The organism is Oceanobacillus sp. B139/18, from assembly GCF_055524595.1.
Map to the genome: position 1 here is coordinate 211,079 of NZ_JBVFXI010000003.1, position 21,477 is coordinate 232,555.

The following is a 21,477-nucleotide window of genomic DNA, read 5'->3' on the forward strand; positions in this document are numbered from 1 at the left end:
ATACGTTTATTCAATGAAACTGTATTCAGCGGAATAATCCTGCATACCCCGCTGAATCTGACTTCCTTGTCTTTTTCATCGTACTTTTTGAACACTCACTACTATAAAAATTTATAAAGCATTTTAGCTATTTTATCATTATTATGACGGAGAGTTCCATCTTTATGCTTCACGACAATATTACCAGGAAAAACCTGGACATTCATCGCTTCTAAACGGGAACTATCTGCTACTACCGGAAACGCCTGTTCTTCTTTATAAATCTCCTGCGTTTCTGCATCGATTGGCTGATCATGAACAATCACATAATCAACACAATCATCGCCGACATGATCATGAATCGCTTGGACATGATCTGCTGCAGAATAATTCGTTGTTTCTCCATATTGTGTCATGATATTACAAACGTACACAATCTTTGCTTTTGTATTTAATAATGCTTCCTTCACTTCTGGAACAATTAAATTCGGCATAATTGAGGTATAAAGGCTCCCTGGAGAAATTACGATTAAATCTGCTTTTTGAATTGATTCCACAGCGTTAGGTAATGGCTGCAGCGGCTGCGGCTCTAGAAAGACCCGTTTAATCCGTTTGCCGGACAGAGGAATATTGGATTCCCCATGAATAATCTCTCCATCCTCCATAATCGCATGCAAAGACATGTTATCGTTTGAAATCGGATAGATATTTCCTTTTACATTAAGCACCCGGGAAATTTCTTTTATCCCTTGATTAAAATTACCAGTCATGGAAGTCATTGCTGCCAATAATAGATTACCTAATGAATGCCCTGTCAACCCGTTTCCCTGCTGAAACCGATGTTGAAAAAGCTCTAAAAGCATCGGCTCTGCATCAGACAGAGCTGCAATCACATTCCGGATATCTCCTGGTGCCGGCATTTCCATCTCGGAACGAATTCTTCCTGTACTTCCCCCGTCATCTGCTACCGTCACAACAGCAGTCAGATCTACGGGCAAATCCTTCAACCCGCGAAGCAAAACCGGCATTCCTGTCCCTCCGCCAATCGCTGTTATTTTCGGGAGATCGCTCATGAGGTTTTGGCCTTTCTCTTTTCAATATCTCTGTGGCTGACATGGGTAATATAATCATCGCTGAATTGCTTGGAGAAGTATTCGGCTAAAGCAACAGAACGGTGCTGTCCGCCCGTACAGCCAATGGCAATAACTAACTGTGACTTCCCCTCTTTTTTATACTGCGGGAGCATAAAACGGAATAAATCATTTAATTTCTCTACAAACAATTTCGTATCTGACCATTTAAACACATAGGAATTTACTTCCTGATTTAGTCCGGTCAATGGCTGCAGTGCAGATACATAATGCGGATTCGGCAGAAAACGTACATCGAAAACTAAATCCGCATCAATTGGAATTCCATATTTAAACCCAAAGGATACAAAATGAGTGGAAAATACTTCTTGTTTTTCTTCCTTGTACAATTGGAGAATCTTTTCACGCAAATCTCTCGGCTTGAGTTTTGACGTATCAATAATCCGCTGTGAACGGCCGCGCAGCTCATCGATAATAATACGCTCTTGATGGATGCCATTTAAAGGCAGTCCGCCGACAGCTAATGGATGAGAGCGTCTGGTTTCTTTATATCTTGTCACCAGCGTTTCATCCTCCGCATCTAAAAACAGGATATGGCTTTGAATCCATGGTGTATGGCTGATTGCATCCAATGCCTTGTATAAGGAATCAAAAAATTCTCTTCCCCGCAGGTCCATGACGAGCGCCACTTTTTGAATGGTGTTCGAAGCATCCTTCATTAATTCTAGAAATTTGGGAAGAAGCGCAGGAGGTAAATTATCTACACAATAATAACCTAAATCTTCAAAGCTTTGCACTGCAACTGTTTTTCCGGCTCCTGACATCCCCGTAATAATAACGAGCTTTGTTTCTTTTTCCTGATTCACTAAACTCTCCCCTTTCAGTCCTCTTCCAACACACAATTGCTTTTTACAGGTATAGGTACTGCAGCCCCAAAGAAGTTATCTGAGGTTTTAGCAGCCCGCCCCTTGTTATCGTGCTTCTTACATCTTAGTTCAATTATATTAGAAAACCTGACATTCGCCAAGCCTTTGAGTGAATGCCTTCGTTTGGGCTGCGAACACCGGTACGAAGATATCCCTTCTCTTATATAGCTGACCTGTGAAACTTCGCCGCAGCTGAGACACTCTCCCTTTTTCCATTTAAACAAAAAAATGGACAGGTGAGTCACCTGTCCCAAAACTAATCTATCTATTAAAAGGGGGTCAATTAGTTAACTCTATAATACCCTTTCATTGTTTCATGCGTGTTACAGCAACGTTAAGATGCAGTTACCATAGATTAATTTTTTTATACAAATCCTAACCAAAGATGGATATGATTTGTATTTTCGACAATTTCCAATAACTATCGTATTATGCATCTCCTAAAATACGACAATTTTGCTAATTAATCTTCTAATGTTTCTACATATTTAATTGCTGTTTCCGCTGCGATACTTCCATCACCTGTAGCTGTAACGATTTGTCTGAGGTCTTTTGCACGGATATCTCCAGCTGCAAAAATACCAGGTATTTTCGTTTCCATATTTTCAGATGTAGGAATATATCCTTCTTCATCCGTAATCCCTAAGTCCGTAAATGGATCATTTAAAGGAAGCATACCGACGTAAACAAATACACCGCTTGTTGGGAAATCATATACTTCATCCGTTTTTACATTTTTTAATGAAATGCTGCTGACTTTTCCCTCTGGGCCATTAATTTTTTCGGCAATCGTATCCCAAATAAATTCAATTTTATCATTGTTAAATGCGCGATCCTGAAGAATACGCTGTGCCCGCAATTCATCACGGCGGTGAACAATGGTTACTTTGCTTGCGAATCTTGTCAGATACACGCCTTCTTCTACTGCAGAGTCTCCCCCGCCAACAACAACCAGTTCTTTCTCTTTAAAGAAAGCACCGTCACAAACGGCACAATAAGACACACCGCGCCCGCCAAGCTCTTCTTCGCCCGGAATGCCGAGTTTCTTATACTGTGCTCCTGTTGCAATAATCAAAGCTTTAGTATGATAAACTTTTTTTCCTGCATAAATGGTTTTATATTTGCCATGATCTTCAATCGACTTAATATCACCGTATGCATATTCTGCGCCAAACTTTTTAGCATGATCGAACATTTTATTCGACAAGTCCGGTCCTAAAATATGGTCAAATCCAGGATAGTTCTCTACATCTTCTGTATTTGCCACCTGGCCTCCCGGAATTCCGCGTTCCAGCATCAGTGTATCTAAATTTGCCCGTGAAGCATACACAGCAGCTGTCATCCCTGCTGGTCCAGCTCCGGCAATAATCACATCATATATTCTCTCTTCGGACATTCAATCCCGCCCCTTTATCCTTATAATATTCTTATTCCACCGTATAGTGTAATGAAATTAAGATTTAACGTCTATCTTTTTGCTCATTTTTTTATCGCCCAAGGCCCTTCTTCTTCTGACAGCTTGGGATGCCGCTTCAAACCCTCTTCCCATAAACGCAATGCCTTGCTTGGGTTCCCCGATTGATAAGCTGTGATGCTATACCATTTATAATAGGATGCTCTTCTTTTAGCTTGCTCCCCAGAAATATTTTGATACCGTTCATAAGCTAAACCATAATTTGCTGTTTTCGCAAAGACTTCCGCAATCCGCAGCTTTTGTTCTTCATGCATCGGATAAATATTGTTTATAATGTCGATATGCGTCTGATAATCTGCCTCTCCCGTTTCATAATAAAACAGGGCTAAATTCAAATGGCTGTGCAAATTGTTGGGATAGTCCACGAGCATATCTTCTTCAATATGCATCGCCTGTTCTTTTCTTCCTGTATAGAATAAGGCCTGGGCATAATCATGGACAGCCAGCTTCTGCTCCGGAAAGTTTTCCATGAGCTCCTCAATAAACGGAATTGCTTTTTCCCATTCATCATGCTCCATATGATAAAATGCAGTCTCCTGCAGGACAATCAGTTCATCCTCATCCTCCAGAGAAAAATTTTCTTCCTCTTCATCCTCTATTTCAATGAAGTCAAGAAGCTGCGCAGCATCATTACTGAAGTCGCCTTCTGGTTTTTTATCTAAATACATCTGCGCATACTTTTTGGCATCTTGAAGCAATCCAAGATGCGCATAGTTGTTGGCAGCTAAATAATAACAATCAATATACTCTCCAGTCTGCAGCACTTCTGTCAGCAGCTGATTGGCTTTATGATAAGCACCGGTTTCTGTATAAATAATCGATAACTGACATTTATATAAAGGAAAATAAGGCTTGTCCTCAATGGCTTTTTGAATCCATTTAATCGCAATGTCAAACTTCCTTTTCTTAAATGCTTCGACACCCTTTGTATAGTAAAAGTCGCCTTCAGGAATAAATGGGGTTACGTTACTTGCAGTTGTCTTCTTTTTCTTCCTTCTTAACATGAATCAATCCCCCGTTCTTAAAGACAGTCGAGAAAAGTATACCATAGAATATAGCAGATTCCCATAAAAAATAAGACGCACGATCTGGCGTGCATCTTATTTTTTGTTTCCTTCATTTATTTATCTGGATGCGTTGTTTCGTATAATAGCTGCTCGAGTTCTTTTCGATAGGCTGCTGCTTCTTCCCTGGTCCAGCCGAGCTCTTTTTCCATAAATGGCAGGACAGTATCCATATGCGTCTCCACCCATGGACGGTTGAAGAATAATGCACCGGAGCGGCGAATGAAGAAGTCTACTGCTTTATATGCCATTTCTTCATTTATTGCATATATTACCTGTGCAAATACTGCCGGTTCGATGTTTTCTTTTGCAGCTGCTTCTTTATTCTCTTTATATAGTGTAAAAATTTTATCTACATTTGCGCCATAACGCTGTGTCAGCTCTGCTGCTTCATTTTCTGATAACCCAAGGCTGCTGCCTTCTTTGACTTTTTCTGCTTTAAAATTCTTGAAGCCTTTGGATCCGCCGACTTCTCCGCCGGAAATAGGCAGGTGCTTCGTTTGGCTCTCTGTATATAGGATGCCTTCTTCTTCTTTTAACTGTTTTGCTACCATATTGACAACATGCTCGCCCATTTTGCGGTAACCAGTTAATTTACCGCCTGCCATAGAAAGTAACCCGGAATCTGATTGGAAAATCTCATCCTTACGGGAAATTTCACTTGGACTGCTTGCCCCTTCTTCCGCAATTAACGGACGGATGCCGGCCCAGCTTGATTCGACTTTACTTGCATCAATACCAACAGATGGGAACATATAATTAATGGCATCTAAAATATAATCCCGGTCCTTCTCTGTCATCGTCGGATGCGCAATATCCCCTTTATAATCGGTATCGGTTGTACCTACATATGTTTTGCCGTCACGCGGAATAGCAAAAACCATTCGGCCATCCGGTGTATCGAAATACACTGCTTGCTTCAACGGGAAGACCGATTCATCGAATACAAGATGGACACCTTTTGTTAAATGAAGGGTTTTTCCTTTTTTGGAACCATCTAATTCACGGACATCATCCACCCAAGGCCCGCCAGCGTTAATAATTTTCTTTGCATAGATTGGATGCTTTTCTTTGCTGATTTGATCCTCGGCTACAACGCCGACTACTTTGCCTTCTTCATAGATGAATTCAACTGCTTTGGTGTAGTTGACTGCTTTCACGCCGTTTTCCACAGCTTTTTTAAGCACTTCAATCGTTAAACGTGCATCATCGGTTTTATATTCTACATAAAAGCCTCCGCCGCGAAGCTCCTCTTTTTTTACAAGCGGCTCACGTTCTAATACCTCTGCCGGCTTTAACATCTCCCGACGCTCTGATTTTTTTACCCCTGCTAAAAAGTCATATACACGCAAACCAATACTTGATGTAAACGGTCCTAAATTACTTCCTTTATGGAATGGCAGCAGCATCCATTCTGGTGTCGTCACATGCGGGCCATTTTCATAAACAACCGCACGTTCTTTTCCTACCTCTGCTACCATCTTCACTTCAAATTGCTGCAGATAGCGCAGGCCGCCATGCACCAATTTGGTAGAACGGCTTGAAGTACCGGCTGCAAAATCCTGCATTTCAATCAGGCCCGTACGCAGGCCTCTTGTCGCAGCATCCAGAGAAATTCCTGATCCGGTAATACCGCCGCCGATAACTAATAAATCCAGTTGATTACTTTCTAAGGCCCCTAGTGTTTCTTTACGTTCTTTACTTGAAAAATTATGCATTATTTCCACTCCCACTCCCAGTAATGATCTATTGTTTTTATTCCCTTTATTGAAGACGGTTATTCATCAAATACAGATGAAAAGCATGAATCTGCCCGACGAACATTGGCGGGCGGCTTCATTTCCAGCACAATAAAAAAGACCACAAATGCACTGGTGTCTATACACCAGATACTTTGCGGTCTCTCCTGCTTCTCCGTCCTTTATATTAACTTGATTATATCTTAACACAGATGACTTTTATTGTATAGTCACTTGCTCGATTCGGATTTTATCTATTGCACAGCCGGTATATTACTACGCGCTTGCCGATCAATCCTCTAATTTAAATACACGCGTCGCTTCCACCGCTTTCTTCCAGCCTTTATATAAGCGCTCACTTTCTTCTTTATCCATTGCCTCTTTAAATGTTTTCTCATTTTGCCACTGCTGTGAAATCTCTTCCTGGCTCTCCCAGAACCCAATTGCTAATCCCGCTAAGTAAGCAGAACCAAGCGCCGTTGTTTCCTGAACAACCGGTCGCTCCACGGTCACATCCAGGATATCACTCTGGAACTGCATCAAAAAGTCATTTTTTACGGCGCCGCCATCCACACGAAGCGTTTTCAAATCAATATTAGAGTCGGCAGCCATCGCCTCCATCACATCTCTTGTCTGATAAGCCAGTGATTCCAACGTTGCCCGGATAAAATGCTCCTTTTTTGTTCCTCTGGTTAATCCAAATACAGCACCGCGGGCTGCACTGTCCCAATAAGGCGTTCCTAAACCGACAAATGCCGGCACCACATAAACACCGTCTGTGGTATCAATTCTGCCTGCAAAGTCCTCACTCTCCGGACTCGATTCAATCATTCTTAAACCATCACGGAGCCACTGGATTGCTGAACCGGCAACAAAAATACTTCCTTCCAGGGCATAGGTTACCTTTCCGCCCAAGCCCCATGCAATCGTAGTAAGCAAACCATTTTCTGAACTAACCGGTTTTTCTCCTGTATTCATTAATAAGAAGCCCCCGGTACCGTACGTATTTTTAGCCATTCCCTTTTCAAAGCAGGCTTGCCCAAACAAAGCAGCTTGCTGATCACCAGCAATACCGGCAATCGGAATCTCTTCCCCAAAGAAATGATACGCCACTGTGTTGGTATAAATTTCAGATGACGGGCGCACCTCCGGAAGCATGGATTTCGGTACATCAAAAATGTCCAGAAGCTCCTCATCCCATTTTAAATCATAAATATTAAACATCAGTGTTCTGGAAGCATTGGAATAATCAGTAACATGTGTTTTTCCAGCTGAAAACTTATAAATCAGCCACGAATCCACTGTTCCAAATAAAAGGTCTCCCGCTTCTGCTTTTTCTCTGGCACCTTCGACATGATCCAAAATCCATTTCACTTTGGTTCCTGAAAAATAAGGATCAATCAGCAGCCCCGTTTTATTACGAACGGTGTCCTCATACCCCTGCTCCCTGAGCTCTTTACAGATACCTTCTGTTTGACGTGATTGCCAGACGATTGCCCTGTAAATTGGTCTTCCTGTATGCTTATCCCATACAATCGCCGTTTCCCGCTGATTGGTGATACCGATTCCTTCTACACTGCTCGGCTCAATCCCTGTTTTATTGATTACTTGAGCTATGCATCCCAATACGGACGTCCAAATTTCATTGGCATCATGCTCCACCCAGCCCGGTTTATCAAAAAATTGCTTAAATTCGTTTTGTGCCGTTTCTACAATATCGCCTTTTTGGTTAAATAAAATCGCACGAGAACTTGTGGTACCTTGGTCAATGGATAGGATATATTTTTCGGTCATGGTAAATTCCTCCTTTTCTAATGTAGCTTCCTAAACTAAAATAAAACAGGGATCAAAAAAAGTTCACAAAGACAAAACCATAATCTTTTAAAAGATATTCTGGCACATGATGAAGGCGCTTTACTTATGCACATGCTTTATCCTATTTATTTATACATTATAATAAATTGAAAGCGGTGTAAATAATTTCAAACCTTCTAATTAATCTGTTATAAAGTTAAGATTAATTAGGTCATTAGATAAATGACAACAGGAACAGTAACCAGACTCAGCACTGTTGATATCAAGGTTGCAGCAGACACATTATTCTCTTGTACCCGAAACTGGATAGCATACATTGTCGTATTTGCAGCAGTTGGTGTAGCAGCTACAATAACCATTATTTGCTTCGTCAATTCATCAAGCGGCAACTGCCATACGATAAATAATGCTAATAAAGGAGACAGCATCAGCCGCATAGAAAGACTGAATGAAAGTAATTTCCAATCCACTTTTCTGATTGTCATGTTTGCTAGTTGCATTCCTAAGGCAATCATAATCACTGGAATTGCAGCATCTGCTATAAAATCAATCCCTTTCATTAAAGTTCCCAAGGGAATATTCAACCAGTTAAATACGATTCCAAGTGTTGCCCCGTAAATCATCGGCATGCGCAAAATCTGTCCTGCTGCATCTATGCTCCCTACATTAAATGGACTCCCTTTCGCCGCATAATAGACTCCTAATGTGCTCATTAGTAATTGCTGTAAAACCATTAATACAATGGCTACCTTCATCCCTTCTGGCCCAAACAAAAAGAGAACTAGCGGCGTACCATAATTCCCATTATTCATAAACGCACTGGATAATATTAATCCACAACGTTGTTCCTCAGAATATTTCAAGACCTTTGTAAATAAAGTAATGAGTAAAATACTCAAAAAGCAAAGTCCAAGTAAAAAAATAATAAAATACATAAAGGAACTATCAATCGTCTGTAAATAAAAGGTACGAAAAACTAAAAAGGGAACAAGTATGTAAATCGCCAATCTCGATATCATGACAGTTTCTAACTTGAGAAAGGACTGCGCAATGTATCCGACAACAAACACAAAGAAAATAGGTAGCATAATTGATAGAATAAACACTTGATCACCTTGCTTATTTTATTTATTGATGGATAACAGGGCTATCCGCTTAGAATAGCCCTGTTATCCGTCTTGCGTTAACGTAATTATTGAAATACGATTAATTTTTCCTCTGTCATTTCTTCCATCGCATACTTCGGACCTTCTTTACCGGTGCCGCTCTTTTTCACACCGCCATAAGGCATGTGGTCTACTCTGTAACCAGAAGTATCATTAATAATCAATCCGCCTACTTCAATCTTCTCGGCTGCTTTCATCACAAAGCTTAAATCATTTGTAAATAACCCTGCCTGCAGTCCATACTCGGAATCATTTACTTTTTCAATCACTTCATCTTCATCATGATACGTATCTACCGCAACTACTGGTCCAAAGACTTCATTTCTGCATACTTTCATTTCCTGATTTACATTTGTCAAAATAGTCGGCTGATAAAAAACCCCGTCGCGTTTCCCGCCAACCTGCAGCTTAGCACCTTGGCTTATCGCTTCATCCACCCAATTTTCAACACGGACAGCTTCTTTTTCGGCAATCATTGGACCAATATTTGTTGAAGCATCCGCAGGGTCACCTACCTTGAGAGCTTTTGTTGTTTCAATCATTTTCTCCAAAAAGGATTCATAAATGGCTTCATGCACAAAAACACGTTGAACCGAAATACAAACCTGACCGGCATTATTAAAGCTTTTTTGCGCAGCCGCTGCTGCACTGATCTCAATATCAGCATCTCGATGAACAATCGTTGCTGAATTATTCCCCAGTTCTAATGCTACTTTTCTTATTCCAGTATTTTCACGTATAATTTGACCTACGCTCGGGCTGCCGGTAAAGGTGTACATGTTTATTTCTTGATTGGAGGTCAGGTACTCACCGATTTCTGCTCCCTCTCCAGTTAACACGTTTAAACGTCCGACAGGAAGACCAGCCTCTTCAAATATTTCCGCCAGCAACAGCGCGGATATAGATGTTTCTTCAGCTGGTTTTAATATCACACTATTTCCCGCAGCAAGACCTGGCCCAACTTTATGACAAACTAGATTTAAAGGAACGTTAAATGGTGTGATGGCAGCTACGACCCCAACTGGTGCTTTTATTGTCAAAGCTTTCCTATTTTCCGAACCCGGTGCTGACTCTATTGGCACTCCCTCTCCATGGATACGCTTTGCTTCTTCTGCCGAAACTTCCAATGTTAACGCCGCTCTTTCCACTTCACCAATTGATTCTGTTAAAGGCTTCCCAACTTCTTGAACAAGGACATTAGCAACGCTCTCTTTTCGTTCCAATAATAATTCAGAAGCTTTTTTTAAAACATGAAAGCGCTCGTAAGGTGGAAATGGTGTTTTTAAAGCCTTTTTAGCTGCTGCAGCACTTGCAGTTACATCGCTTTCTTCCGCTACAGAAATTTCAGCAATCACTTCTTGTGAATATTTATTGAAAACCGGAAGCTTTCTATCCCTCTCTGTCCATTTTCCATCAATGAAAAGACCATAGATATTTTTTAACAATACATTATTCATCATAACATCATCCTTTCATAACATAAGGTTACTATCTTTTGTTTTCTTATAAATCCTTTGCTTTTCCTTTGCTTCCAAATACCTTTATTTTTTCCTGAACTTTTTTCTTTAAATAATCTTTTCCGTTTCCTAATGAATTGGCTAAAACAATTTCATCCGGATTCTGTTTAAAAGTTTCTTTTACACCATTTGTAAACGCCTGACGCAATTCTGTATCTACATTAATTTTGGCAACACCTAATTGGATTGCTTTTTGAACCTGTTCATCAGGAACATCTGAGCCTCCATGGAGCACTACGGGACGTTGAACAGCCTTTGAAATAGCATCTAATCTCTCAAATCGTAATTGAGGTGTTTGTTTATACAGCCCATGAGCAGTACCAATAGAAACAGCTAAATAATCTACGTCTGTTGCTTCTACAAAGGCAACTGCTTCTTCTGTCGTTGTAATAAGGGCATCTTTTTCATCGACAGAAATATCATCTTCTGTTCCGCCTATTTTGCCAATTTCTCCTTCAGAACCGATATGAAGCGCTTTTGCTACCTGAACGACATCACGTGTAATGCTGCTGTTTTCTTCAAAAGATCTTGCAGAACCATCAAACATGACAGACTGAAAGCCAAGCTGAACAGCCTGCATTGTTTGCTCAAAACTCCTGCTGTGATCCAAGTGGATAGCGACCGGAATTGTAAATTGTTTTGCATAGATATCTATCAATGCTTTCATTGATTCCATTCCTAATGTCTGAATAACCTTTTGCCCCACTTGGATCATAATTGGCGCCTGTTCTTCTTCTGCCGCCTCTAAAATCCCTAAAATGGTTTCTGCATTATGCGCACTGAAAGCTCCAACGCCATATCCATTCTCATAAGCATGCTGAAGCATTACCTTTCCGTTTATAAATGACATGCTGTGTCCACTCCCTATCTTTTTAATTCAATACTATATTGATATTTATCGCTTCGATATCTTGTTTTGGTATATTCAATTGGACGATCGTCCATTCCATAGCTGACTTTTGTCATTTCTAACAGAGCTTCCCCCGGACGAATCCCTAAATAATCCGCTTCATCCATTGTTGCGTTAATTGCTCTGATGGTTTCTTTTGCACGCTTCAAATAAATATTATGCTGCTCTAAAATTTCATAGTAATGCGCTTCATTCAGATTATGTGTCTGCAATAATTCTCCAATGTCCTTTGGCCAGCAGGATCTTTCAATCGCTATTGGAATATCATCTGCCAGCCTGATTCTTTCCACCAGCAGGATAGGATCTTTTTCAGAAACCTCTAATATATCCTTTTCGAAAAAAAACGTTGATTTAAATTCGCTTCGTAAAACCTTTGCTCTAGGGATTTGTCCTCTTTCTCTTGCTTCTTCTGTAAACCCTTTTAGCTTGCCCAAGTGCCCTACCAGATTTTGCGGCCGGACAACAGTCCCTCGTCCCTGTTTCTTTTCAAGTAAATTATCCTGAACAAGCAAGTTTATTGCTTGTCTTATGGTCGTTCGGCTGACATCAAATTCTGAAATTAATTCTTGCTCTGTAGGAATAAGCGTATCCGCCTTCCAGATACCTTCCTGAATACGTTTATATAATTCTTTCTTCACTTGTAAATACAATGCCTCGCCTTTTTTAGGCTCAAAACGGCTCCCTGACATAACTATCTCTCCTAGGAATCGGTGAAGGATAAGAAGGAAGGTCTTCTCCAATTAATGGAGTCAACCACTCATAATATGCCTGATGATTATCAATAAAATAATCCGGCAGCAACCTTTCTCCCTCTTGAACTACTTCCTTCAAATCGACTGGTATTTTATTTATATTATAGTCGAATTGTTTCGTTCTTTGTAGGGAAACCATGATTTTATTTTTGCCTTCTCTTAACCATTTGCCCCCACAAATTCCAGCTTGAGATGCTTCCTTATAGTCCACTGGTGAAACAGACATGGAAGAACTGCGCTGGTTCATCCCCAGCAGCTCTGCTCTTGCCATTATCTTTAATTCCTTTTTTATTAAAAACTCGATTTCTGAGGAAATCCCGCCAAGTATCTTTCTGCCATCAACAACTTCCTTCTCAATTTGATCTGCTCCTTCCCATTTCACCCCCTCACTCACTACGATTACAGCACAACCATTCTTCTGAATTATTTTATCAACTTCTTTTAAGAATATTTCTTTTTTTACAGGTCTTTCCGGAATTAAGATGATATGCGGACCGTCCTCTTCATATCTGCGAAGAAATCCAGTAGCCAGCGCCAGCCAGCCGGCATTTCTACCCATCGTTTCTAAGATTCGGACCTGTTCAAAATTTCTCATGGAATAAAGATCTCTGCTGATATCTAAGGTTGATTGAGCAACATACCTTACCGCACTGCCAAAACCCGGCGCATGATCCGTTCCTCCCAAATCATTATCCACTGTTTTCGGTAACCCGATAACTTGTAATTCATACCCTGTATTTGCCGCTTCCTGTTCAATTTTACTTAAAGCTTCCATTGTGCCGTTACCACCGATTACGACAAGCGCATCTGCCTGTATGTTTCTTAATTGCTGAACACATTGTTCGATATGCTCAGCTTCCAAAGGAAATCGTCCAGACCCAAGGCAGGCTCCCGGCACATGTTTGTTTTCTACAATCCAGCTGTTTATTTCATCTGTTCCATCCAAAAAATTTCCGTAAACCAGGCCTTCGTAGCCGTTTTGTAAAAAGGTAAGGTTGTATTCATCCATCACTTCCTCTACAAAACCCGCTAATGTTGCATTGATAACAGAAGTTGGACCGCCTGCCTGTCCTATAACAACCTTTTTCATGAAAGAACTTCTTCCGAACGACTGTTATATACCACAGTTTCAATATTCAGCTGTTTGCCCAACTCGATTAATTCATCCGTTATATCTGCATATACAAGGGCGTAATGTGGTTCAAATCCTTCATCCATTAAATCATAAAGCGTATCTGTTACGTTTGTTCCCAATTCTACTTCTACAGAGGTTCCATTAAAACGCTGCGGTGTATCCAATGCTTCTCCTGACATGATAAGCATGCGGTATCCTTCCGGTGTATAGCTTACTCTGAAAATAGTTACTTTTCCCGGTTTTAAACCAAATTCCATGGTAAATCCCAGTTTTCTATTTGGATGGACCCCGGGACGTGCTCCAGTTTTTGGATTTGCTAAAGAATATGCACCTGCCCCGCAATGCCAAAATACCACAGAATTGCTTTCTTCATTAACATGTACCATATCTCCTAAATAAGGAGCACTTCCTCCTGACAGCTGCTGCAGAATTGACATCGAGATAGCCCCATGAATATCCGATTCACAAGCTGAAACGATACCGTCTTCAGTAAATTGTGATAGTGTTGAGCAGGCTGCAGCACCTAATTTATTGAAAAATTCCGGGTAACAACGTACTGCTGTTCCTGTAAGTTCCTCTTGATCAATTTGCTCTTTGACATAGGTGGTGAATTGTGCAAATCGTTCTACTGTTTCATCAGATCTGTTTAATCCAATCACCTGCTTCTCAGCTCTCTCAATGGCTCCAATCCATTTTTCCTTCGGGAGCTCCACACATTTCTCAAACGCTTCATTTAAATCAAAAAATTTCACCGAAACCCCCAGCTGTTCTCCAAGTTTTTCTTCATTTGTACCAGAGAAAAAGAATCCTGGTGGATGATCTCCAAAAACGCCAATTTTAATATTTTGAAGATCTTTAATAACTTTTTCTACTTCTGATTTTTGTTTCGTATTTACTTCAATCAGGGTATTAATTGTTTTTACGTTTCTTTCCTTTTCTTCTTGAACCCCATTTAGATAGTTCGATAATATTTCTTTGACTCTTAATTCTCCTGCATTGCCAAATACAAAGACATACGGATGTTTCGCAGCTTTTAGGTGATGGCTGGTTGCATTTCCTCCAGTTAGAGAATTTAACCGTAATCTTCCGCCAACACTAGGCTCTCTGACACTCCAGACTATAATCGGAGCTTTCACTACTTGAATCAGTTCTTCCACAGCAGCAGCATCAGCAAAAGTTGCATGTTGATAGACAACGTAGGATATATCATTTAAATCCTCTGTATTCAGAAAATCCATTACATCTTCAGTAGACGTAATAATCTCATTTGGTTCTATTAACGTATCAGCCAATTCACGTAAGAGTTTTGAGCTTTGTTCCTTCTGCTCTTCAGCAGCTTTTAAATCAAACGTTTTTCTTCCAATTGGAATATATACTATTTTATTAACCATGTAATTTCCCCTCTTTCCAAAAACATTTTATAAACACTGAATTAGAAATTGAACTTCAAAGTAACTCAGCTTTTTGAACACCTTCTTTATAGAAGGATTCTTTCTATCAGATTCTTCTTAGTTATTCACCACCGTGTCTTTCGGATTTGCAGCTAAAAAATCATTTATAATTACTTTTTCACCGGTTCTTAATGATTCTTCTGCCGCCAATCCTACAACGATAGACCAGAAACCTTCCTCTACAGTGGCAGTCGAAGTTGTTTTTCCTAAAATATTATCTACAAAGTAAACATGTTCATAATAAGTTGCTCCGCCATGTCCACTTTTTTGAATCTCTGTCGGATAAACCGGCGTAGAAGTTTTCGAAGGACTTCCTCCTGCACGAATAACCTCCAAATAGTTATCTGGTCCTTCTAATGGTACAAACCGTTCTGTTTCAGTAGCTTTCAGACGTCCTTCATTTCCACAAAGCACTAATTCTTCATAAAACATAGGTGAAAACATAGATAAATTAAAATTACATTGAATACCATTTTCATATTTTACAATGACAAAGCCGCTATCAATAATATCTGAACTTTCCCCCTCATATTGGAAGGTTTGAAAGTTTACTGCCTGGCTTCCTGTTGCATATACTTCTACAGGCTTCGATTGCGCAAATAAATTAAATAAATCGAAGTAATGACAGCATTTCTCTACAAATGTTCCCCCTGATTTTTCGGAGAATTTATTCCATTGCCCTACTTTATCAAGGAAAGGTACACGATGCTCCATAATGGAAATCGTTTTAATATCACCAACTAATTTTCTTTCCAGTGCTTCATGAATTGCTTCTACATAGATTGGTTTATAACGGTATTGCAAACCTATTTGAAAAATACTTGGGTAATCTTTAGCAATCTCCATGATTTCGTATGCATCTTCCAGGTTTGTGGTCATTGGTTTTTCTAAAAAAATATGTTTTTTCGATTTCGCCGCTACCCGCACAACATCTATATGCGTATAGTTTGGCGTACAGATTAACAATGCATCCGCTTCCGGATCATTACATGCTTCTTCTAACGATTCAAATACGTTTATATCTCCAGCCTGCAATTCATTAACAAATACGTCTTTCGCCTGCTCAATACTTTTTTCATTTGGATCATATAATCCATTAATGGTTGCCCGGCCTTCCAGTATGGTTACTTTCATATGTTCCTGCCCAATATTCCCTGTACCTATTAAATTGAATTTTAATTTAGGCTGATTCTCTGCGGTCAGATAACGATCTTCCCCTGGTAAATAATCAAATTTTGATTTATCGAAACCCGCTAAAATATCTAATTCCTGTCTTTCTACTGTCATTTCTCCATCTCTCCTTTAAATTTAGTAAATCTTATATCGTTTCTAATTTAAAATTTTCTCCAATAATTCCAGGATAGGCACCTTTAGAAATAAGCTGTGTTCTATCTGGATGTGCAAGCAGCCATTTATTTTTCATAAATAGCAGTTTGTCCTCTTCGGTTATCACTGATTTGCTGAAATCAATAGGTTCATTGGTTCCTTTAGGTAAGATAACCATACACTTAAAACCTTCCTCATTCACTTTACAAGGTGCAAAATGCAATGTAGTCTGATAAATTTCTATCATTGTTCCTTTAGGCAAATAGAAAATATCCAGATTTTCCGTTTTATACTTATTTTTGTGAATATCTCCGGTGTGTCCTAAAATAAGAATTAAATCGGTAACAGCAATGTTGATTTCACTGCCTTTATGATATTCTAACCCATTCAAATGACTATTGGGACCATTACAATATCCAACCTGTATCTCCATTCCTCCAAACAGGGTTGTTCGGATTTTTTCTGTCAGCTTTGCTTTTTCTAAAGCTGTATCAGAAGCAATATATTGATTTACATCCTGAGGAATCTCTATCTGCTTCATGGTTTCATTCCATTCGCTCCAATCAAATCCCGTTAGGATCCTGCCATATTTTTTAAATTTATCCGCTGTAATAGAGTGAATCGTCTTATTTGAATTATTTTCTTGCAATTTCTCTAGTAGATTATTCATCCTCTACCTCCCTCATATATAATGCTAAGCTTCTTTCTTTAGTTGCTCTTCATGACTGCTTAACAGTTTGTCTGCATATTTTTTATTCCACGATTTAAGTGCAATAAGATAAAGAATGATCGTTACAACGATAAGAGCAATCGTTGCCGGCCAGAACCAGCCTGAGATAATATTTTCCGGCGAAGCCACGCCAATTGGCGAGAATAAAATATAACTGAATACCATTGCACTTAATAACAGAATCGTTACTGGCAATGCATATTTCCAAGGAACCATGCTAACCTGCGCGTTAACTTTAAATACAAATGGCTCTTCTAAAGGCTTTACCATTCCAATCACAAGCATAAGCGCAACTTCAATTACAAACATTAGCCCTTGAATGTGAATGAAGTTGATAGCTAATTCCACATTAAAGAATGTTGGCAACCCCCAAATCAAGAAATAATATGCTATTACATGGAGTATAATCGTAACTTTCGGCGCTATGGAAGGAACGCGTTTAGAAAAAATCCCCACTAACACAATTGCAATAATTGGAATATTGAAAAATCCAGTAAACTGACGAATCAGAGTCCATAACCCGTCAGGAGCATTGATTAACAACGGAGAAATAAAAAACGTTATTAATGCCAAAATCGTTCCAAACCACTGACTGACACGTATCATTTTTCTATCACTGGCATCTTTGTTGATAACTACCTTATAGACATCATATACAAACAACGTAGAAGCACTATTTAATAAGGAGTTAAAGCTGGAAAAAACAGCTCCTAATAATACAGCTAAGAAAAATCCATTTAAAAATGTAGGGAAGATATCACTGATTAATGTTGGATATGCCAGATCCATTGTCTCTAACCCCGGTCCATATAAATGGAAAGCAATAATACCTGGAATCATCATCAAGAATGGAACTAAAATTTTTAGGAAACCTGTAAATAACGCTCCTTTTTGACCTTCTGCCAAACTTTTTGCACCCAGTGTTCTTTGAATAACATACTGATTTGTGCCCCAATAAAATAAATTAGCAAATAGCATTCCTGTAAAAATAGCTCCAAAGGGAACTCCATCATCACTTGATCCGATAGCATTCATTTTTTCCGGATGTTCTGTCGTAATCGTTTTCATTCCTTCGAATAAATTACCATCACCTAGAGCAATGAAACCCAGAACTGGTACAAGCAAACCAACAATCAATAATCCAATTCCATTGATTGTATCCGAAATAGCTACAGCTTTTAAACCGCCAAAAATAGCATAGATAGAACCAATAATACCGATAACCCAAACTACTACCCACATCGATTGCTCAAAACTAATCCCAAGCATATTAGGTATATCGAATAATTGTAATACCGCAATAGATCCCGAATAAAGTACAGAAGGGATTGTAATCAATCCATATCCCAGCATAAACAATAACACAATCAACAATCTCGTACCCTGGTCAAATCGGTTATTGATAAACCCAGGAAGTGTTGTGAAGGCTCCGCCCAAATATCTTGGAAGTAACACAAGAGCCAGCATAATAACAGAGAATCCAGCTGTAACTTCCCAGGCCATATTTGATAAGTTTGCACTATATCCTTGTCCATTTAAACCAATTAATTGTTCGGCAGATAGGTTTGTTAAAATTAATGATCCGGCTATAAACCCGCCGGTCAATCCTCTGCCAGCTAAAAAATAACCTGTTGAATCACTTACTGTATTCTTTGTTTTATGATAAGAATACCAAGCCACCAGTCCCATAAAGAAAGCACATGTTATTAATGTAAATGCAATACTCCCCATCCTTGCTCCTCCTTTTAGATAACACGTTATTTCGTATTTTTAAACGTCCTGCCCCTCGACTGTTTTATTTGTTATCCGTTTTTAATTACTCAAATTCAAATCTACCCCCTAGTTAACATCATTATGTTTAAACAAACATCACTATCTTTAAACATATTATATTGGAAACGTATTCAAAAATGCAAGCTTTTTTTTTATTTTTTTAATGAATTATAGTTTAACAGGGCATATTTATATAGAAAACTGTTGCAGATTCAGACAAAGGTCAGATAAAGAACTGCATTTCGATTATTATTTTTTCTTCATTACTCAACTTTCGCAGCTAGAAACAACGTTCAAATTAATTAGCTGTAAAGCTTATATCTGTTCCATTACGGCCATTGACAAATGAAATAAAGAATACGGTTTATCGACTTTTAAACAAGTCCACCTTTGCCGAGAGAAGATTTTTATTGTACCTGAGCAATCATACCATCAAAAAGTTAACAAACTTAACCGATCATAATTGGCCGAAAACATTGATTGTAGACGATTGTTCGCATAACCGTAACCACAGTAAATTGGTTGAATTATTGGCTCGCTATTTTAACCATTCATCCCAAAAAATGCGCTTTTATAAAGGATTTCGCATGCTTACTCTTGGGTGGCCCGATGGCGCCACTTTCATTCCAGTAGACTTTTCTTTATTAAGCTCGAAGGAAAGCCAAATTAACGACATTTCATCAAAGATTGACAAGCGTAGTTCAGACTATAAACGCAGAGTAGAAGCACTTCAAACTACAGCCGAACAAATACCTGGTAAGATTGAGCGTGCCATGAAAACAAGCGTGGATGCCTCTTATGTGCTGATGGATTATTGATTCACGTACCAGCCTCTCGGATAGAGATAAAGACCAAGGGCTTGATGTTATTGGCATGGTGAAAACTTGAAACAACGTTACCCCTTTCAAGATAAGCACGTAAGCCTACTTATCAAGATTATTAAATCAGAACTTAGAAGTAGTCAAATAATTAACAAAAGATACATATGGAATAGTATACGTAACAATAATATGATAAGATTTACAAGGAATAATAAGCATTTTGGATTTTAAACGTTATATACTTTTATAATGGATGAGTTAAAATGAAGGAGATTTTTCTTTGAAAATTTTCAAAAGAACTATGTTAATCGTTGGAGGACTAGTCTCTCTAGCAGCTATATGTTTTTTTATCTGGTCACAAATCACATATAAGCCTACTAATGAACTTAAAGAGCTTGTTAATCTTTCCGAGGTAACTAATAATGAGGAAGGCTCTACTTATGTTTTTACACCAGAAGAACCATCCAAAGTTGGAATTATATTATATCCTGGTGCTAAAGTAGAAACACTGGCATATAGCTATCTCGCGGAACAACTAGCAAACGAAGGCTATAATGTGTTCATACCATCAATGCCATTAAATTTTGCCATATTCGGGATAGATAGAGCGGATGAAGTCATGCAACTTGATGAATCAATTACAACTTGGTATATTGGCGGACATTCATTAGGTGGATCAATGGCAGCGGCTTATACAAAAAAAAATCCTGACAACGTTGATGGATTATTCTTTCTGGGATCGTATACAAACGATAGCAATAATTTATCAGAGCTAACTATTCCTTCTCTTTCTATCTATGCAGAATTTGATGGATTAAGTACCTTGAATAAAATCGAAAAAAATCGTATCTATAATCCGAAATCAACTGAGTACTTTGAAATTAAAGGTGGAAATCATGCGCAATTTGGTATGTATGGTGAGCAAAAAAATGATTTAGATGCATCTATATCTCCGAAGAAACAGCAGGATTTGGTCATTGAAAAAATCATTAATTGGCTAGAGCAGTTATGATTCTTAATTTAGCTAAATGAAAAATGAGGAGGTAGCACACCGTTTATTTGTGAAGAACTGTTGCTACCTCCTTCTTTAAAAATGCTTCCATTATTTAAACTCATGTTTATAAAATTGACTTTAATAAAGCCGTCTATATATTGAGTTAAGTTTTCCTCTGAAAGTAAGCTGTTCCAAGTAATGAAATGATTAATATCAACTCAAAAAGATTGGTAATAGCACCGCTCTTTATAGGCCACTGAATAGCACTTCCAATTATCATTAATAAAGCGCCAATAAAAAAACAAGCCCATTTCTGTTTAATCCATATGAGGATAGAAACTACAACTAATACGAATGAGACAACCAATATCATGAATGGGGGACCGCTTGAAGGATCTAAGCTCCTATAACTCAGCACTCCAAATTCCCATTTTGCTTCGATGTTAAGATTAAATACTTCAGTAAATAATTCCAAAAACACGAGTAATGCAGTTAAACCTATAGCCAAAATTCGGATAGAAGTCTTTCTTGCCCATTGCATGTTTGCTTGCTCAAGTGTTTTCCAAGCGAATAATACAAGCAATGGCGTAAAGAAAGCATGTATCCAATACCTTGCAATATTTAGGTTTTCTAAGAAATCTCCTTCACCAATAATACGGCCTATAGTAAGGATGGTATTATCATAGAATAGACCTGCGATAACAGGTAATAAGTATATGGAGCTTTCAACATAAGGTTTCTTTAATAACCTTATGACTAATAGGAGTAATATGAAATAACTGATCGAAAAAATAGCAAAGAAAATAGTATCCAT

Annotated in this window: 17 protein-coding genes and 1 pseudogene; 2 read left to right on the top strand and 16 right to left on the bottom strand. The window is 38.8% G+C overall.

From position 1 onward, the window contains the following. Positions 1–101: 101 nt before the first annotated feature. From ACZSMY_RS11475 to ACZSMY_RS11545, 15 genes are all read right to left on the bottom strand, one after another. Positions 102–1,052 (bottom strand): gluconeogenesis factor YvcK family protein, encoded by a 951-nt coding sequence (locus tag ACZSMY_RS11475; RefSeq protein WP_465147792.1) that lies wholly within the window; start codon positions 1,050–1,052, stop codon positions 102–104. Further along, positions 1,049–1,936 carry an RNase adapter RapZ gene (gene rapZ, locus ACZSMY_RS11480; protein WP_084612854.1) on the bottom strand — a complete coding sequence of 296 codons (888 nt, stop codon included), beginning with the start codon at positions 1,934–1,936 and terminating at the stop codon, positions 1,049–1,051. Before rapZ ends, ACZSMY_RS11475 begins: the two co-directional genes overlap by 4 nt. A 523-nt stretch (positions 1,937–2,459) precedes the next feature. After that, on the bottom strand, positions 2,460–3,392 hold the full coding sequence (gene trxB, locus ACZSMY_RS11485) for a thioredoxin-disulfide reductase (RefSeq protein ID WP_042530261.1): 933 nt from the start codon (positions 3,390–3,392) through the stop codon (positions 2,460–2,462). An 83-nt stretch (positions 3,393–3,475) separates the two neighbouring features. Continuing rightward, complete coding sequence (locus ACZSMY_RS11490) at positions 3,476–4,474, bottom strand: tetratricopeptide repeat protein (RefSeq protein WP_465147793.1); 999 nt, start codon at positions 4,472–4,474, stop codon at positions 3,476–3,478. A gap of 116 nt (positions 4,475–4,590) precedes the next feature. After that, positions 4,591–6,252: a glycerol-3-phosphate dehydrogenase/oxidase gene (locus ACZSMY_RS11495; protein WP_332094384.1), complete on the bottom strand. Its 1,662-nt coding sequence runs from the start codon at positions 6,250–6,252 to the stop codon at positions 4,591–4,593. 312 nt (positions 6,253–6,564) lie between these two features. Next, positions 6,565–8,067 (bottom strand): glycerol kinase GlpK, encoded by a 1,503-nt coding sequence (gene glpK / locus ACZSMY_RS11500; protein ID WP_042530256.1) that lies wholly within the window; start codon positions 8,065–8,067, stop codon positions 6,565–6,567. A gap of 227 nt (positions 8,068–8,294) precedes the next feature. Then, complete coding sequence (locus ACZSMY_RS11505; RefSeq protein WP_465147794.1) at positions 8,295–9,194, bottom strand: AEC family transporter; 900 nt, start codon at positions 9,192–9,194, stop codon at positions 8,295–8,297. Between the two features lie 86 nt (positions 9,195–9,280). Beyond that, the gene (locus ACZSMY_RS11510; RefSeq protein ID WP_465147846.1) at positions 9,281–10,711 is read right to left on the bottom strand and encodes an aldehyde dehydrogenase family protein; all 1,431 of its coding nucleotides are present in this window, start codon (positions 10,709–10,711) and stop codon (positions 9,281–9,283) included. A 46-nt stretch (positions 10,712–10,757) separates the two neighbouring features. Next, positions 10,758–11,621: a class II fructose-bisphosphate aldolase gene (locus tag ACZSMY_RS11515; protein WP_042530248.1), complete on the bottom strand. Its 864-nt coding sequence runs from the start codon at positions 11,619–11,621 to the stop codon at positions 10,758–10,760. A gap of 14 nt (positions 11,622–11,635) precedes the next feature. After that, on the bottom strand, positions 11,636–12,370 hold the full coding sequence (locus tag ACZSMY_RS11520; RefSeq protein WP_042530246.1) for a GntR family transcriptional regulator: 735 nt from the start codon (positions 12,368–12,370) through the stop codon (positions 11,636–11,638). Beyond that, positions 12,351–13,523: a diphosphate--fructose-6-phosphate 1-phosphotransferase gene (locus ACZSMY_RS11525; RefSeq protein WP_042530244.1), complete on the bottom strand. Its 1,173-nt coding sequence runs from the start codon at positions 13,521–13,523 to the stop codon at positions 12,351–12,353. Before ACZSMY_RS11525 ends, ACZSMY_RS11520 begins: the two co-directional genes overlap by 20 nt. Continuing rightward, positions 13,520–14,959 (bottom strand): L-fucose/L-arabinose isomerase family protein, encoded by a 1,440-nt coding sequence (locus ACZSMY_RS11530; protein WP_465147795.1) that lies wholly within the window; start codon positions 14,957–14,959, stop codon positions 13,520–13,522. The genes ACZSMY_RS11525 and ACZSMY_RS11530 overlap by 4 nt, the downstream gene beginning before the upstream one ends. A 117-nt stretch (positions 14,960–15,076) precedes the next feature. After that, positions 15,077–16,306 carry a Gfo/Idh/MocA family protein gene (locus ACZSMY_RS11535; RefSeq protein ID WP_465147796.1) on the bottom strand — a complete coding sequence of 410 codons (1,230 nt, stop codon included), beginning with the start codon at positions 16,304–16,306 and terminating at the stop codon, positions 15,077–15,079. Positions 16,307–16,337: 31 nt separating this feature from the next. Then, positions 16,338–17,015 (bottom strand): DUF4867 family protein, encoded by a 678-nt coding sequence (locus tag ACZSMY_RS11540; RefSeq protein WP_465147797.1) that lies wholly within the window; start codon positions 17,013–17,015, stop codon positions 16,338–16,340. Between the two features lie 24 nt (positions 17,016–17,039). After that, the gene (locus ACZSMY_RS11545) at positions 17,040–18,806 is read right to left on the bottom strand and encodes a solute:sodium symporter family transporter (RefSeq protein WP_042530235.1); all 1,767 of its coding nucleotides are present in this window, start codon (positions 18,804–18,806) and stop codon (positions 17,040–17,042) included. 395 nt (positions 18,807–19,201) lie between these two features. Here ACZSMY_RS11545 and ACZSMY_RS11550 point away from each other — a divergent pair. Next, positions 19,202–19,774, top strand: a pseudogene (locus ACZSMY_RS11550) (transposase); the annotation flags it as partial. A 175-nt stretch (positions 19,775–19,949) separates the two neighbouring features. Continuing rightward, entirely contained in the window at positions 19,950–20,681 is a 732-nt protein-coding gene (locus ACZSMY_RS11555) for an alpha/beta hydrolase (RefSeq protein ID WP_052484914.1), read from the top strand. Positions 20,682–20,826: 145 nt separating this feature from the next. Here ACZSMY_RS11555 and ACZSMY_RS11560 read toward each other — a convergent pair whose 3' ends face one another. Further along, positions 20,827–21,477, bottom strand: coding sequence for a hypothetical protein (locus tag ACZSMY_RS11560; protein WP_465147798.1), 651 nt, complete (start codon positions 21,475–21,477; stop codon positions 20,827–20,829).